The 15,722-nt window shown below is 43.5% G+C and carries 12 protein-coding genes; 1 reads left to right on the top strand and 11 read right to left on the bottom strand.

The annotated features are described in order from the left end of the window. The 5 genes from HP439_RS11830 to HP439_RS11850 form a co-directional block, all read right to left on the bottom strand. Nucleotides 1-1,034 (bottom strand): endonuclease/exonuclease/phosphatase family protein (locus HP439_RS11830; RefSeq protein WP_172390548.1); only part of this gene is annotated, 1,034 nt, incomplete at its 3' end. Nucleotides 1,035-1,059: 25 nt separating this feature from the next. After that, nucleotides 1,060-2,835: a RagB/SusD family nutrient uptake outer membrane protein gene (locus HP439_RS11835; protein ID WP_172390549.1), complete on the bottom strand. Its 1,776-nt coding sequence runs from the start codon at nt 2,833-2,835 to the stop codon at nt 1,060-1,062. 28 nt (nt 2,836-2,863) lie between these two features. Further along, the gene (locus HP439_RS11840; RefSeq protein WP_172390550.1) at nt 2,864-6,367 is read right to left on the bottom strand and encodes a SusC/RagA family TonB-linked outer membrane protein; all 3,504 of its coding nucleotides are present in this window, start codon (nt 6,365-6,367) and stop codon (nt 2,864-2,866) included. A gap of 284 nt (nt 6,368-6,651) precedes the next feature. Next, nucleotides 6,652-7,791, bottom strand: coding sequence for a FecR family protein (locus HP439_RS11845; RefSeq protein ID WP_172390551.1), 1,140 nt, complete (start codon nt 7,789-7,791; stop codon nt 6,652-6,654). Between the two features lie 99 nt (nt 7,792-7,890). Next, complete coding sequence (locus tag HP439_RS11850; RefSeq protein ID WP_172390552.1) at nt 7,891-8,469, bottom strand: RNA polymerase sigma factor; 579 nt, start codon at nt 8,467-8,469, stop codon at nt 7,891-7,893. 408 nt (nt 8,470-8,877) lie between these two features. Between HP439_RS11850 and HP439_RS11855 the strand changes: the two genes are divergently transcribed. Then, on the top strand, nt 8,878-9,333 hold the full coding sequence (locus HP439_RS11855; protein WP_172390553.1) for a hypothetical protein: 456 nt from the start codon (nt 8,878-8,880) through the stop codon (nt 9,331-9,333). Between the two features lie 23 nt (nt 9,334-9,356). On the opposite strand, the gene HP439_RS11860 is transcribed toward HP439_RS11855, so the two are convergent. The 6 genes from HP439_RS11860 to HP439_RS11885 form a co-directional block, all read right to left on the bottom strand. Then, entirely contained in the window at nt 9,357-9,602 is a 246-nt protein-coding gene (locus HP439_RS11860; protein WP_172390554.1) for a hypothetical protein, read from the bottom strand. 101 nt (nt 9,603-9,703) lie between these two features. After that, nucleotides 9,704-10,099 (bottom strand): hypothetical protein, encoded by a 396-nt coding sequence (locus tag HP439_RS11865; RefSeq protein WP_172390555.1) that lies wholly within the window; start codon nt 10,097-10,099, stop codon nt 9,704-9,706. A 104-nt stretch (nt 10,100-10,203) separates the two neighbouring features. After that, nucleotides 10,204-10,776: a DUF1572 family protein gene (locus HP439_RS11870; RefSeq protein ID WP_172390556.1), complete on the bottom strand. Its 573-nt coding sequence runs from the start codon at nt 10,774-10,776 to the stop codon at nt 10,204-10,206. A 211-nt stretch (nt 10,777-10,987) separates the two neighbouring features. Beyond that, nucleotides 10,988-11,488 carry a hypothetical protein gene (locus HP439_RS11875; protein WP_172390557.1) on the bottom strand — a complete coding sequence of 167 codons (501 nt, stop codon included), beginning with the start codon at nt 11,486-11,488 and terminating at the stop codon, nt 10,988-10,990. 9 nt (nt 11,489-11,497) lie between these two features. After that, nucleotides 11,498-14,938: a DUF6443 domain-containing protein gene (locus HP439_RS11880; protein ID WP_172390558.1), complete on the bottom strand. Its 3,441-nt coding sequence runs from the start codon at nt 14,936-14,938 to the stop codon at nt 11,498-11,500. Between the two features lie 319 nt (nt 14,939-15,257). Further along, nucleotides 15,258-15,722, bottom strand: a 465-nt coding sequence (locus HP439_RS11885) for a hypothetical protein (protein ID WP_216657836.1), incomplete at its 5' end; no start/stop codon positions are given.

Genomic DNA, 15,722 nt, shown 5'->3' on the forward strand with positions numbered 1-15,722 from the left:
TAATCAATCCGATAACCTTCGTTGGTCGTGTTGTTTTTCTCGACCGAAGTACTTTTAAATTCAGTATTGAGTAAAGGATAGCTATCGAAGTATCCATATGTCTTGCAGGTATTGGTTACCGTGTGATCTCGTTCGCCGTAACGGTAGCCCGGGCCAAAAGTGTCTCTGTCGAATTCATTATGGTCGTTCAAATCACCCCCGATGATTACAGGCTGGCCCGTGTACGACTGCGCGTCATCAAGGATAATCTTGATTTCATCTTTACGGGCTATTTTATGAATATTGCGATCGTTGTCCAGTTCGTATGGATTAAGATGCACCGAGAACAAACGGATACCGAAGGTTTCGCCAGTCACATACCCATGATGCAGCACACCGGTTTTTACTACCTTCCGGATATCCTTGATTTCTTCCTTGGAGGTTATCCCCGTAGGGAATCCCACGGTTTTAGACAGTACGGCATAGCCATGCCCGTAAGACTTAGCAAACTCGGCAAAAGATTGATCCGTAAAATGCTGCATCTCCTGTAACAGGATTACGTCCGGGTCGTACTGTGCTACCCATTCGGCAAACTTCTTTCTGAGTGCCGCGTCATCTTTGAAACCTTCCTCTACATTGTAGCTTAATATCTTGAGCGTATTTTGCTTAGCCAGGGTGACGGAAATGTTATTTTCTTTTTTCTGCTCAACATTGATGGCTACCTTTTGGGAGTTATAACCTGGGGCTACAATATTGGCGTAACCTTCCTTGGTATCGGTATTATCCTCAATTTGTACCAGTCCTTGCGCGTCGGTAAATCCTTCACCGACACGAATATGCAAGGGAGCCAGCTTCCGAAATGACACCACATAAGCCCCGTCAATAGGGTTTCCTGAGGCATCTGATACGTTAAAAGTGAGTAATGTTTTTGCTTCCTCTCCACCTGGTGCGAAGGGACCGGGATCAAACTCGCCGCTGCTCTTGCAACCAATTAGCATGGGCAGTAAAAGTAATACCTGTATCCAGCACATATTTAGTTTGGTTATTGTTTTCATTTTTTCAATTGTCAATTTCATAAAATTATTTCCCTGAATTGTCCCAGTGGGGATTTTGCGTTAGGTTTGTATTTAACTGCAATTCCTCCAGCGGCAAAGGATATAGGTAATCTTTCTGTTCATTCCATTGCTTGCTAATATCTGGCAGGTTAATAATCCGGCCGCTGATACCATCTTCCAGTACCAACTCACCGAGCTTCTGATACTGCCTGCCGGGTACAGTTGTGGGGGCAGTTCCTTGGTAAATCACAAGATCGATTCTGCCATCTCTATCCAGGTCATAGTCGCCAGTCCCTGGAAAATACATACCGTAAAACGGTCTTTCTAGCCGCTTACCTTCCTTCCAACGCATCAGGTCGTCGTAGCGGAACCCTTCTTTGATCAGTTCAATGCGGCGCTCACGTCGAATCTCAAGAATAACACCCCTATTTGCTCCTGCATCCACATTTGGATACTCATTAACTAGAAAACGATCAGGATTGGAATTGGCGGCTGCTATATCTAAATTAGGCATACCTACCCGGTCGCGCAGCAACTTGATACTGCGATCAATATCACCTTGACTCAGGCTACCTAATTCCGCTTTGGCTTCTGCAAAGTTTAACAGGACTTCAGCATACCTGAAAATGGGAATATCGTTGGTGCTTCGCCCTGTGTCGTAGGCTGGGGAGAGTACGTATTTTACGTATTGATAACCGGTCATGCTCGTCGCGAAGTCTGGAACCGTCGTCTCGTTGCTCCCGATGCGTTTATAGCCGGGCGTGCGGACGGTCTGCGCCAGACGGGGATCCCTGTCTCTGGTTTCTTCATAGAATTCCATGGTTTGGTAGCCTGAGATATCTGTAAAGCGGCTGCCGTCTTTCATCAGGTAGCTGTCAATAAGCGATTTTTGTACCCCTGGTCTACCGAATGACGCTGAAAGAAGATAGGAATGGGCGGAATGCACCAAAGGAATAGATTCGGTGTATTGGCGTGCCAGTATCATTTCTTCCAAGATGGCGTCTTCAGCGGTAAATAGCTCTTGGTATGCCTTACCCACCTCGCTCGTATAAATATCATATACACCGGAATTCATTAAATCCGCCGAAGCGCTAACGGATTGCTCCAAGATCTCTTGCCAATCCCCTAAATCATGATATTTTCTAAAGGTCCCTTCAAATAAGCACATGCGCGATTTCAAGGCCAGTGCTGTCCACTTGGTAATCAGTTGACCACTTTTTTCCGTGCTTCCGTTCGCAATTGCGAAATCGATATCTTCCAGCATTTTTTCAAACACCATTTTCCTAGAGTCCCTAGGCTTCTGTAGATCTTGGTCGTCTACCTCTAATACCGTTTCATACCAGGGAACATCCCCAAAACGGACAATCTTCTGGAAATAGAAATAGACTCTAAAAAACCGGGCGATGCCGTCGTAGTGTAATCGGGCCTGCTCATCCTCACACCGGTGGGAATTTGCTAGGTAAAAGTTGATTCGTCGTAACGCACTCCAAGACCATCCCCCGCCACTGCCGGGTGTTACACGGGTACCCCGAAATTCATCCGGCAAAGTGTTGCGGGCCTCATCGTCGCCCTGGTTCGGGTTGGTATAGTAAATATCCAATGCATCGGGTAACTGGTCGTAAAATCCATTCGAATAATTACGCAGCTCCGCCTCATTACGAAAATTGGTTTCCGGTGAAAGTTCCGCCAGCGGATACCGCTCCAGGTAATCATCATTGCAAGCGGATAACATCAAACTGGAAGTGCCCGCAATAACACAATAAAGGAATATCTTATTTATGTTTAGTCCTATAAGGTTCATAATATACTAATCTTAATTGCCGTATTGATTAAAAAGTGATTTGTGCACCGACCGAATAAGTCCTGCCCATCGGGTAGCTTCTACCTGTCGGGTCAGTCATGACCGCTTCGGGATCCAAATAATCGGTATCTAGCTTACTCCATGTATGTAGATTCTCTCCTCCCACATAGAAGCGTACTTTATTCATCTTGATGCGATCCGTTAAGCCTGAAGGTAGGGTGTAGCCAATGGTAAGGTTCCTCAGCTTCAAGTATGCCAGATCTTGCAGGTACATATCGTTGGCAACTGATAGCTCAGCGTTCTGCGCCGTATAACCGCGCAGCAAAGGAAAATAAGCGTTCGGGTTTTCTGCAGACCACACCTTGCTTGGAAAATCCGTCGGTATAAACGATGCATAGGGCCGAGAATAGACCGACCAAAAGGCTTGACTGTTCGGATCTGGGTACCAATTTCTACGGCCAATGCCCTGCAGAAATACAGTGAGATCGATGCCGTTCCATTGGCCGCCCAGGGTTAGTCCGTAGGAGTATCGCGGCAAGCTGTTACCAATAATCCGCCGGTCACCTGGATCATCCAGGGTGTTGGAACCAGTATTAATTATCCCGTCCCCATTAATATCTAGAATGCGGATATCTCCTGCCTGCAGCATGCGGAGTTCCTCTGTAGGCGCCTGCACGCGGCGCTTGTTGATTTGATCCTGGTTCACTATGGATGCCCAGGCTTGCGCCTCTTCGTTTGTTTTAAAAAGCCCGCCATAAGAATAACCCCAAATTTCGCCCCACCTTTTACCTACGTAGTGAGAACCTAGACTCCCTGAAGGGTTGTCAAATTTGGTGATGCGAGCAGTATAGTCGGAGAGAACACCTAGGATATTAAAAGAAAAGGGCTTCCCTGCGAGCTCAAACCTATCGCTCCAACCGACCGAGAGATCAAAACCTTTGGTACGCAGATCCGCTGCGTTTACTTTTGGTTCTGTCGCACCAAATGCCCCAGGGAGCTGCATTCCTGGCCCAAGCATCTTACGCGTATCACGGATATAGACGTCAGCCTCTAGCGTTAAGCGGTTTCTGAACATAGCTAGGTCAAATCCGAGGTTTCTGGTAGTCACACTCTCCCAGGTTAATGTGTTCGCCACCGGCGCAGGAGGATGCGTTACAGGGAGCCGCTGCCCATCGACAGCATATCCTATCTGACCGGTCCCCATTGCGGATATATACGCGTAAGTGTCTACCTCCTGGTTTCCTAAAGAACCGTAAGAGGCTCTGATTTTAAACTCGTTGATAGTCGGTTTAAGAGCACTAAAAAACGCTTCCTCACTAATACGCCAACCGGCGGAGAAGGATGGAAAGAATCCAAACCTGCTGTGTTTTGGAAAACGCGAAGTACCATCATAGCGGCCGCTGGCCTCAAAAAGGTATTTACCTTGGTAATTGTAGTTCAAGCGGTAGAAGCCACCACGCACTGCCCATTCATCGGCACCACCTTTAAACTGGCGGTTACCCACAACCAGACTCAGGTCGTTCAGCGATTCGGACAGCAGGTTATCGCCTATACCGCCAATGCGCTTGTATGCGCGGTCTTCCTGATTGAACCCCAGCATCGCACTGAAATTATGCTCGCCAAAGGATTTGCTGTAATTCCCAAACACGTTGATAAAGTTCCAGTGTGTCTTGGTCATATGTTCATCGAGCCGATCCGAGCTAAGTGCCGCAAGGTTACTTCTTTCGAGCGTACCGGGGTAAACCGAATAATATTGCGGTGTTTGGCGGTAGGAATAATCCGAGCGGAATTCCCGGTAGGAATAATTAGCTGTCACCGTCAACCCTTCTGTCACTTTGAATATGGCCTCCGTGGTATTGGTAACTTCGGTCCCATTGGAATAGCCTTTCATTGTACCACTTTCCAGCGCGTTATGCATCCCATAGCCAATCGGGTAGCTATTGATCTGGGTGTATCCGGTGAGGGTGCCGTCCGGGTTCCGAGGCACATATGCCGGATGGTATTGGTATGTCGGATCGTTGCTCACTCCATTTTCCACCTCGTTGAAATTGGTGGATAGGCCATGCCAGTTATAAGCCGATTTAAAGAAGTGCGTATTGTTGCTTATGCTCAACCAATCGGTTACCGAATGTTTTATTTTAGCTCTTAGGTTATGCCGCTTGTAATGATCGGGATTAATGTTGAAGATACCTTGTTCTTTCGAGGTGGCCGCTGTCAATGAATACTGCGTTTTCTGATCACCTCCCGAGATGGTCAGGTTATGTTCCTGTTTGGGGCGTCTGTCATCGTAGAGGTAATTAAACCAGTCGAAATTTGCATAGTAACGGTACATGTCCTGTCCACTGGCATTCTGTTTAATCACCACCCACGGCCGGTCGGGATGTTCCGTCTTATCGTTTACCCGGTCCCACAGTTCTTTGTAATCTTCCTCACTATAGCGGGTTGTGCCATATCCCAATGCATTGTACATCGCCTCGTCACTGATCTTGGCGTTCCAATAACCAGAGGTAATAAAATCGGTATTTGTCGCGTGGGTAGTAACGCCCAGGTTGGTCGTATAGGCTACATTGGTCTTGCCATCTTTGGCACTTTTGGTAGTGACCAAGATAACGCCGAACGCTCCGCGAGCCCCATATACAGCCGTTGCCGAGGCGTCTTTCAGCACCGTTACCGATTCCACGTCGTTTACATTGACGCGGTCCAAGCTGCCCAGGATACCATCGACTAGCACGAGCGGTCCTCCCCCATTAATGGACGTTGTCCCCCGCACGTTGAGGCTTCCGCTGGTACCTGGCCTTCCTGAACCGAAGGTCACGTTCAGGTTAGGTACGGCTCCTTGAAGCGCCTGGCTAAGCTGCGTAACGGGCCGCTGCTCAAAGTCTTCACCAGAGATCTGGCTAACCGCGCCGGTAAGGTTTACCTTTTTCTGTGTTCCATACCCGACTACTACAACCTCATCCAGATCACTGACCTGCTCAGATAAAGTCATGTCAAGGGTCTGGCTCCCCGCGCCAACCACGGATTCACCGTTTTGGTATCCTATGCTGGAAAACAGCAAGACGACGGGACCAGCTTGATTGATCCGTAATCGGTAAGAACCTTCGGGGCTGGTAACGGCCACCAAATTGGTATCTTTTAATTTGACCGTTGCTCCTGCTATGGGCTCACCTTGCTTATTGCGTAGCGTCCCGGTTATTTCCCGTTCCTGCGTCGTTATGGGTTCATTGACATCCTCGTCCAGCTTGCGGATGAGAATATTATTGGCCACGATCTTATAGGAAAACGGCAAGCCAGCTAAACATTTCTTTAAGATCTCTTCAACCGACGCATTTTGAACTTTTAAGTTTATTCTGCGGTCTTTTAAGCTTTCGCTATCGTATACAAACACATAGTTCGTCTGCTTTTTAATCGCTTGAAAGACGCTTTCCATGGATGCATCTTTCACATCGATAGTCACTTTTTGTGCAAAACTGTTTGCACTAAGCAGTACAAAAGCAAGCACTAAAACACCGATCATAAGGTCGAACCGCATAAAACATCGACCGCTGTCAATCAGGTGATTGTCTTTTTGTCTCTGAGAAAAAAATGATAAAATTCGTGGAGACGGCCGTTTTAAAATCCGGCCAGTTGCACACAAGTTAATTTTCATTAAATTTGTATTCTTTGGGTTAATAATTAATGTATCTGTAATAACGAGTTTTAAGGTTTAACTCAATTTTTACGCCTTCTGATAGCCGTCAGAAGGTGTTTTTGTGTTATCCCTTTTTTATGTTGTTTCTTCCATTGTAATAAGATTTGGGGTTGTAAAATGCATGTTTATGAATAAATGATAATTTTCTTTACACCATCCTTAGTTTCTATTCGATACTTCAAGTTAAAATAGGTTAATATCTCCAGCGCTTGCGAAGCATTGACGTTCCTATACACCTCTCCCCATAACTGAATGGCAGGCTTCTCCCCTTCAAATTCAACCTCCACATCATACCATCTAGATATTTGGCGCATGACGATTTCGATATCTGAATGATTGAATCGGAATAAACCATCTTTCCACGCCACAGCGTCGCCCGCTGCCACCTTTGTCACCGTGAGTCTGTTATTTTTACCCAAGGAAGCCTGCTGGCCGGGTTTAAGAACAACCGTCCTTTTCGTCGCTTTCTCTAGGATTTTCACCGACCCTTCGAGAAGAGTGGTCTTTGTCGAGGGTTCATCGTTGTAGCTGTTGATATTGAAATGTGTGCCAAGCACTTCTACAACCTGATTGTCGGTGATGACCTTGAACGGACGATTTGCATCTGGAGCTACTTCAAAATAACCCTCTCCCTTCAATTCAACCAACCGCTCCCCGGCCGTGTTACTTGTATTATACGTTAAAGAAGAAGCCGCGTTGATCCATACTTTGGTCCCGTCGGGTAATCTCACGTGATACTGACCGCCACGAGGCGTTGTGATGGTATTGAATGAAGGTTTTGACAAACCGGTTTGCGACCGCTCGCTCTGGTATACAATCTGCCCGTCCTCTGTTTTGTAAACCATTTGTCCGGCCTGTTGCGCAATGGTTCCGACAGCCTGTTCATCTAGGAGAACCTCCGAACCATCAGCCAATGTCAGTGTCGCTTTATTACTTCCGGGCATCACGTCACTGGCTGTTACCCCGACCGATTTTGAGGATAAGTTTTTAGCATCCGGCACATTACGGACATAATAAAACAGTCCGCAGATAATAGCCACCGCCGCCGCTGCCGCATACCCTCTCCAAGCAATGGCGGGCCGCTGAGCTGGAACCGGCAATTGCTCGCGAATGGCCTGTAGATCGTGCTCAATCTCCTGTTCGGATATTATCGTTTGATCGTTAATATCCTCGTTGTACCAGCTTTCTACATACGCACGTTCCTCCCCCGTGCATTTATTTGCTCGGTAGCGTTTTAATAAATCTTTGAATGCTCTTTTATCCATATTATTTGGGACATCTCGCCCCGGTCTACATTACTATAGTCAAAGCAAACCACCTTAGGGCGTAGAAAAAAAAATAAAAAGTTCATAAAGACGTCTCTCTTATACAAAAAGAGACAATAGAAAAGAAAATAAGGGACGTAGTTTTACACGCAGCACCTTCAAAGCATTATTCACCTGCTTTTTGACAGTCGCTTCCGATATATCCAGCTCTTGGGCAATCTCTTTATGGGTAAGATTCAGCTGGCGGCTCATTCGAAAGATCTCGCGCATTTTTTTCGGTAAACAATCTACTTCACTTGAAATCAACCGCTGAAGTTCTTTTTCTCGAAGAAGATGATCCGGCTGGACAGACTCGTAAGGGAAAATGTCTTTTTGTGATTCCAGATAGGTGGATTCTAACTTTTTATGCGTGATGCAGTTGATGATACGGTAACGTATCGCGGTATATAAGTAGTTGGATAATTGCGTTTGGAGTTGCAGTTTAGCACGGTTCTTCCAAAATGAGGTAAACAATTCCTGAATCAGGTCTTTTGCTTCCTCCCGATCATTCAGCTTTTTCCGGGCATGTACATATAGTACACCTGCATATCGATCATAAATCTCCATATAGGCTGCATGATCGTCATCTGCAAGCAGATGAACCAATGCTTCATCTGAATATGACCGATACTGCGACATTTGTTTTATCTCTTAAAGTTAGTAATATCTTTTGCTCAAACTTGGTCTTAACAACACCGCCAAAATTAATATAAGTATTATAAATTAATGGTTAATATAATATTAACAATATATTACATATAAAACAAATCGAATCTTTCCGAACGAATAAGATTGCTCCAGAATTTTTTATTTTCTATTTTAGTTGTTTTGAAGTATCCTTTAATTTGGTTGTATGTGATTATACTTTTGGAAAAAGCGATCATCAGTTCGAATATCTACAAAAACAACACAACTTGGAACTACAGTTATGGATAGCGTACATGTGGCGTACAAACGAAAAATAGTAGCCGCTTTTTGTAAAATTGGGACAGTCGCAAAGAAACCGCCGATTTCTGGCATTAATTCGGGGAATTTTTAAGTGAAAAAATGAATATACAATATAGAGAGATTTCATTTGTTGAATTTACAACACTTGACTGCGCGACCCTGTTCTACGAAGATAAAACAGCGATACGGTTTGGCGTTATTACCAATGGAGTTAAAAATTATAAATTTTCATGGCAAAGTGATCTTATCACTCCTGTTTTAATGGTTTCCGAGAGTAATATGATGTGTTATCTGGGCGTCGATTTAATGTTTTCAGTTATTGATTTTACCGAAACAGCGTTCACATATACACTTCAACTAAATTGTTTCTTTTATGATATTATATCTATTGAGCGCCGAATTTGGGTAATCACGGAATTGGAAATACTGGTTATTGATAAAATTAATCATCGAATTGTTAAAACAATCTCGCTTCCTAGCTATTTTAAAGAAATCATATCACCACCTCCGACAGTTACTATAGAATGTTTAGACGGAGAAATCTGTATTGCTTAACTAAAAATAAACATCCTCTAAAATTAAAAGTAGAAATATACACCAGTATTCCGCAATAATGCTTCTTTAAATAACTCTTTAATCTCATCAAGCAAGGTTTTCAATCGACTATTTATATCAAAAGTGTCTATTGAGGCTAGAACTTTTTGGACACTCCCCTCACCTTCAATAACTTCATCCTCATAATCATCAATATTTACACCAACTAGATTATTCAAGAAATAAAAGAAGCCAGACTTTTCAAGACTATTAAAATCATCCTCAGTCAAAACAATCTCTATCAGCTCACCTGGAGCGGCTAAATCTTGATCAAGCTTATTTGCAGCCTCAACGGTCTTTGGAACAATAATATATCTCTTTTTCCATAAAACTAATCATCAATATTATTAAAGTGCGTCAACGAATTTCCATTCATATCTACATACACTCTTTTACCTTGTGCGGAGGTATCCTCGATACGAAAATAGTTACCGTCTTTATCATATACAACACGCTTAGAAGAGACTCCATTTTCATAAATTATTTTCTTCCCATTCTCAGAAAGTTTTGCTTTTGAACCTAGCGCAAACTTGTCAATGACTTTCTTTAGACTAGCACTTTTCCATGACTTATTGAACATCCTTTCTCTTATCGCGCCTTGACTCATTGAGGATTTGCTAGCGCTCCTGCTCTGGAATCCTCCGCTGCGCATACTATACATATTGTCTCGATAAGCTGGGCCTATTTTGGTGTTTATATATGACTGCATTCCTTCAGTTTCATACATATTATTGTTATTTGGAGGATTTATTTCCTTGATAGTGAACCTTTATACAATATTTTAACATATAAAAAAACTGTTCCGATATGAGACAGTAGCAGTTCCGATTTTTATTCTTTATTATTATTTAAAAATTCGTCTGTAAAATGTCTTTTTTGTTTTGGTTTGGAAAACTTGTATTCGTTATATTTTTGCGAATTTCTTTTTGGAATTGATAACGAAACCCAACCGTTTTCGGCAAGCATTTTCCCTAAATATACGATTTGCCCAATATGATATGGATAATGTGCAAGCTGTCTATTAATGGCCTCGGTTACAGTGTGTCCTTGATTTCGTATGTAAATAATTTTGCCGAGATCGTCTGTTGTCAATGAGTTGATTGCATCGAAAAGACAAGTCCATCCTTCGTTCCACTTGTCTAAAAGTTCTTCTCTACTTTTTATGTCGTTTTCAAATTCAGCGTCTCTGTCACGAAATGCTTTTTCTCCGTCTGAAGTCAGAAAGTCTGTCCAGCGTGAAAGCATATTTCCCCAAAGATGTTTTACAATCATCGCAATACTGTTACTGTCATCATTATATTGCAAAAACAACTTGTCATCTTGTAGTTGCGAAAAAGTTTCCTCTCCAAGCATTTTATAATATTCAAACTGTTTTATTACGCTGTCTAAATAGTCGTTTTCCATAGTTAGTCATTTACATAATTACACGATCAATTTTGTAGGTGCTTTCCCCAACTGTTTTTGAATGCGAACGAGAAGTAGGAAAGGTTCTAAAATTCAGTGCCTTCTTTAGACAACTCCAATTTGACGTTCATTGTCAATTCAGAAAATTTACCGCAACCTGTGATAAGTTTTCATAGTCGTTGATTTTAAATTTCACACTATTCTCCGAAATTCAATTTCCGCCATGATTAATTTGCAGTTTAACTTTATAATACATCGGCGAAGGAATATCTGAATCTACTCCTGTCAAAAGTGTAGTTTCATGACTAATCAAACTTCTAATTCTATTTGCTAAATCGTCATCTTTAAATAAGAAATGGCTTTCAGTATCATAAAATTCGTTAGCAACATTAAAAAAGAGGCTTCTCTTATCGTGATAAAACTTTAAATAAATAGCTTCAATTTTAGCATTACTGTTAGCTTTTGAATTTTCCCTTTTGTTATCTATACCCTCACTTATCATTTCTTCAACGCGAGTACATTCAGATTGTTCGACTTGTATGTTCTTTAATTGAAACACCATTTGAGAATTTTTGCTTTCAAGATCTTCGAAATCAGGAAATCCATGGGGTGCGTCATCGATAATACCGTTATCAAAGTAAACGATCATACAATTCTCTTCTTCTGTAGTGCAGGATACAAATAGAGCAAAAAATAAATATATATATTTCATTAGTAATTATTAAAAGTCATCCGATGTATTATTATATGATTGTTCCCAAGGGTATTTATAACTTTGGGTTGACGTTGGATTTCCAACACGTATAGTGCGCAATCTTTCGCGATGATTTTTGCGATGTTGTCCTTCTTTTATTTCGCCATTTTTCTGACCGGTCTTACTTTCGGAGCCTTTAATAACTCGCTCTTCCTCCTTATTTGTAAAGTTCTCATCCTTCGTTTTTACTCTGTCTCTGTGGCGGTCAGGATCTGTTTTCTTACTAACAGAATGATCAAATTCATGTTCTAGAATTGTTGCAGGCGATAAAACAATTTTCTCATTTGCATTTGATAAATATTCCGCTGCTTCAAATGGATTCCAAAAAACAGACCTATTTGTGGAACTTCCCTCTCCTTCGACTAACTCTATAGTGTAATCCGTTGATGTTGCAGCTACTAATAGATTATCACCTCCACCATTTTCAATATTGTAATTATAAGCTTGAATAAATGATTTTACAAAATAATTATTTGGAGCATCATTGGAATTGTCGCCGTTGAAAACGAACGACATAGATTTTTCAACACCATTTTGCTCAACCTTATACCATATCTTTATGTCTTCGCCATCTGGATCAACAAACATAATAGGGTTATTAATTGCGTAGGCATATGGCGTCGTCAGATTATATTTCTCCGCGAGCGGATCTATCACGTTCCATCTTCCGATCTCCGCGTCGTAGAATCTAGCCCCGTAATCCAGCTGATCACCGATCTCTGCCTGAACCTCTTTTCCGTTATAAAGATAACGATTTATTCCACCTGTTACAATAGATTTCGTCTTCCCGAAAGCATAGTAATCCTGCTTCTGGATAACTTCAGGTGTAATGCTGCTGGTCCCCCTCTTCAGTACCGCACGCACATTACCCAGATGATCGGTCAGGTTATAATGATACGTATATGTTCCGCTGCTGTTCTGCAGGTATCCCTCTTCTGTGGCAATTCGCTCAATCACACTGGCCGCTGCACCTGTCTTACTGTATTCGATCCCACCGATATAGTCCCGTACCGTGGTAACCGTGTTGACACTACCCACAGCTGCTGTCTTACGAAGTTTCGTACCCAGTCCGTCATACAGATAGGCTACCGCTGCGCCCGCCTTGGTCACAGTCGCGGGTAGATTCAGGTGGTTGTAGGTAAAGGTCATTCCCGTACGGTCCGTCTTCGCGTTACCGTTCACATCATAGGTATAGCTGCCCTTTATTCCGCCTGTCAGACTCAGCAGCCTGTTACTTTTATTGCTGTTGTTGTAGCTGTAGGTGGTCGTGACGCCATCACGCGTCAGCGTACGGATGTTACCCATATCGTCATAGGTCAGTGCTTCGGACATCACCGTCCCTGTACTTGCAGCAGTCTTCAGACGGTTCAGCTTATCATAGGTGTAACTGAAGGTATTACCCGTTGTGGATGCATAACCCCAGAGCTGCTGGGCAATATTGCCGTTATACTGCGCGTTGCTCAGTACTGCCGTACCGCTTTTGGCATAGTTCAGCTGATAACTAAACTGCGCCGAACCGGCCTTTGTCTGCCAGCCGCGCTCATTATACTGATAACCGACGGTCGTTAAGAACTTACCTCCTCCGTCCTCACTGTGCAGGCCTTTGCTTTTTAACTGGCCTATTTCATTATAGCTTAGACGGCTCTGAAGAATCTCCGTCTGTGTGTTTATTTTCTTGCGGGTTTCCTTCAGCCTGCCGACATGATCATAGCTGCTAGTGGTCAGAAGCGTCGTAGCTGCACCCGAAGACGGTGTATGCACCCGCCTGCTGATCTCCAGCTCACCGGTAAAACTATAGCTGTTTATAATCCGGTCCGTTCCCTTCAGGTGATTCTGCGATACCGACTCGATCAGACGGGCACGTTTATCGTAATAGTTCACCGTCATCAGCATCGTATCGCTGACACCCTTACGGACCTTCGTCCCGGTCAGAAGACCTTTGACAAGTGAGGTGGTATCTGCAGCAACTGTAGTCGGGAACAAAGCGGAAGTCTTAAATGCATAATCATCATAGTAATTGACCGTCAGCTCCTGAAGCTGAGCCGTCGTACTCGGAAATGCGGTGTTCGTATAAGCTGTACCCGTACGGCTTTCCCACTGCGGAGTGACAGCGTCAGCCAGCGCCTGCACCTGTGCGCGGGTGGCCGCAGTAGAATTCGTATTGGTATAGATACCCGAAGAGGCAATCCGGCCGAATGCATCGTATTTACTGTAGCTCCACTTCCTGGCAGCACGCTGAACAGCATCCTGCGTCAGAATAGGCTGATCGTTCTTATTGTAAACAATATATTCCCAACTTTTGCCCGGAATCTTTTTCTCAACCACTCTTCTATACTTATCATACCGGTAGGCATACAGGAGCTCATTGAAATCCGTACTGTTGTCCGTGATCGTCGCCACCGCATAACCCGGAGGAACGACATACCGCAGATCCCCAAAATCATCGTACACATAATAGGTACTGAGTGATTTTGTTTCACTCTCCCAGATACGTTTGAGAACAACACGCTCTTGAAAATCCTTATACTCCTCCACCGTTCCCGATTTACCCGGTTTGCTCACGTCCGTACTCGTGTTCACCCAGTTCTCATCCTTGAGGACTGTTTTGTAAAGTTTCCCTGCGGCGTAGTAAGTCGTTCCGGCAGCACCTGTATTTGCGCTGTTGATTACCCATAACCGGACTTCGCCGGCTACATTCGTACCGTAATCGGTAACTACGGTATGACCGCCTGCAGAACCGGTAACCACCGTATTTCTGTTGGCTGCAGGCTGCCAGGAAGCACCCGCTGATCCCTGCTCCAGTACACGGTTCAGCGGACTGTTCTCAAAAACTGTAACCGAATAGGGACTCGAAGTTTTCATCACACCTCCGTCCCAGCCGCCGTTTACCTGATAATAATTCGTCTGGTTCACTTTCGCGGCCGGCTTGAAACTGCCATTGGCGCTGGCCTGCTCGGCATAGGGCAGATATTTCACCGATTCCCGGCCGAAACCGTCGTACTCCATATGCTGCACAATATCCCTGTACGTCGGACTGGCCATCAGCTCCACCGTCTGAACAGGACGCCCCAGACCGTCAAAATACTGAACCGTCTGGTTTTCTTCTCCTATTGTCCGGACAAGACCGAGCTCACCCGATTTGACGGCTTTACGAAACGTTCGCGTTAAAATATAGTTCTGTGAACCGGTAGGTACACTTGTGAAGCTTGGAAATCCACCGACCGAGAGCAACACCGTCTTAGAGCTTCTAGGAATATGGAAGCCATTCTTCAGAGTGATGCTATTCGATGCTTTAATGATTGTTTCACCATTATATCTGTCCAGCTCAAGATCGACGCTCTGACCAAAAACACTCCCCACAAATATCCAAACTGGGAGAAGATACAACAAAATTTTAATAATATACATAACTTAAGGACTGTAATCGTAACGATAATTTTTAAGGTTTTCTCTTTTAAATGAAACAGATGCGTCCCAATACGTCAGAATCCCGACAAGGTGAATTTTTTCAATCTTTACCACGGAATATTGGTTTGCGTTGCAAGTTAATTCTTCATAACCCTCTCCTACTTATTTTCCGAGATAGAACAATTACAAGAATTCTCTTATAAGCCATGAAGCGAATTATTAAATTCTTATTATTCAAAGGCCATCTATGTCGCATCCACCTAAAAGTAATAGTACCTATTTCAATCATCTCAATATTTATAATATCTAACCAAATAAATTAATTGGAGATGTAATGGTATTGATAATTCTTCAAAACGTTCTTTTCAAGATCAAGAACATTGTTCAATCGCTGGAGTCCGTCATACATATAATATTCGCTAGCTCCACGCGGATCTGTCATGCTCGTCATACCAACCAAAGGCTTATATGTATAACTGGTAACAAAAGCTTTTGTCAATTTGTTACGTAAGGTCGACATATGCATATTTATAACCGCATGGCTGACACCGATATTGTTCAGGCTATTTAAAATGTTCCGACCTACCGTATGGTGCGCCACCGTATTACCTCCGCCGAGAGCAGTTAGCACGTCGGCGTAGCTTGCATTTTCGATTTGTGCAATTGGATACTGGCCGGAATATCCCCACAGATATACCGTTCTAACATTTCCCTTTTTAACAAACTCTTGAAGATTTCCATTTGCGTTATAGGAAAGATATTCCACTAAAGCTCCTTTAGAATA

Origin of the sequence: Sphingobacterium shayense, from assembly GCF_013179575.1 — a bacterium.
In the GTDB taxonomy this organism is placed as follows: Bacteria; Bacteroidota; Bacteroidia; order Sphingobacteriales; family Sphingobacteriaceae; genus Sphingobacterium; species Sphingobacterium shayense.

Coding starts and splice junctions, on each gene's coding strand:
- HP439_RS11835 (WP_172390549.1), bottom strand. CDS start 2,835: ATGAACCTTATAGGACTAAACATAAATAAGATATTCCTTTATTGTGTT.
- HP439_RS11840 (WP_172390550.1), bottom strand. CDS start 6,367: ATGCGGTTCGACCTTATGATCGGTGTTTTAGTGCTTGCTTTTGTACTG.
- HP439_RS11845 (WP_172390551.1), bottom strand. CDS start 7,791: ATGGATAAAAGAGCATTCAAAGATTTATTAAAACGCTACCGAGCAAAT.
- HP439_RS11850 (WP_172390552.1), bottom strand. CDS start 8,469: ATGTCGCAGTATCGGTCATATTCAGATGAAGCATTGGTTCATCTGCTT.
- HP439_RS11855 (WP_172390553.1), top strand. CDS start 8,878: ATGAATATACAATATAGAGAGATTTCATTTGTTGAATTTACAACACTT.
- HP439_RS11865 (WP_172390555.1), bottom strand. CDS start 10,099: ATGTATGAAACTGAAGGAATGCAGTCATATATAAACACCAAAATAGGC.
- HP439_RS11870 (WP_172390556.1), bottom strand. CDS start 10,776: ATGGAAAACGACTATTTAGACAGCGTAATAAAACAGTTTGAATATTAT.
- HP439_RS11875 (WP_172390557.1), bottom strand. CDS start 11,488: ATGAAATATATATATTTATTTTTTGCTCTATTTGTATCCTGCACTACA.
- HP439_RS11880 (WP_172390558.1), bottom strand. CDS start 14,938: ATGTATATTATTAAAATTTTGTTGTATCTTCTCCCAGTTTGGATATTT.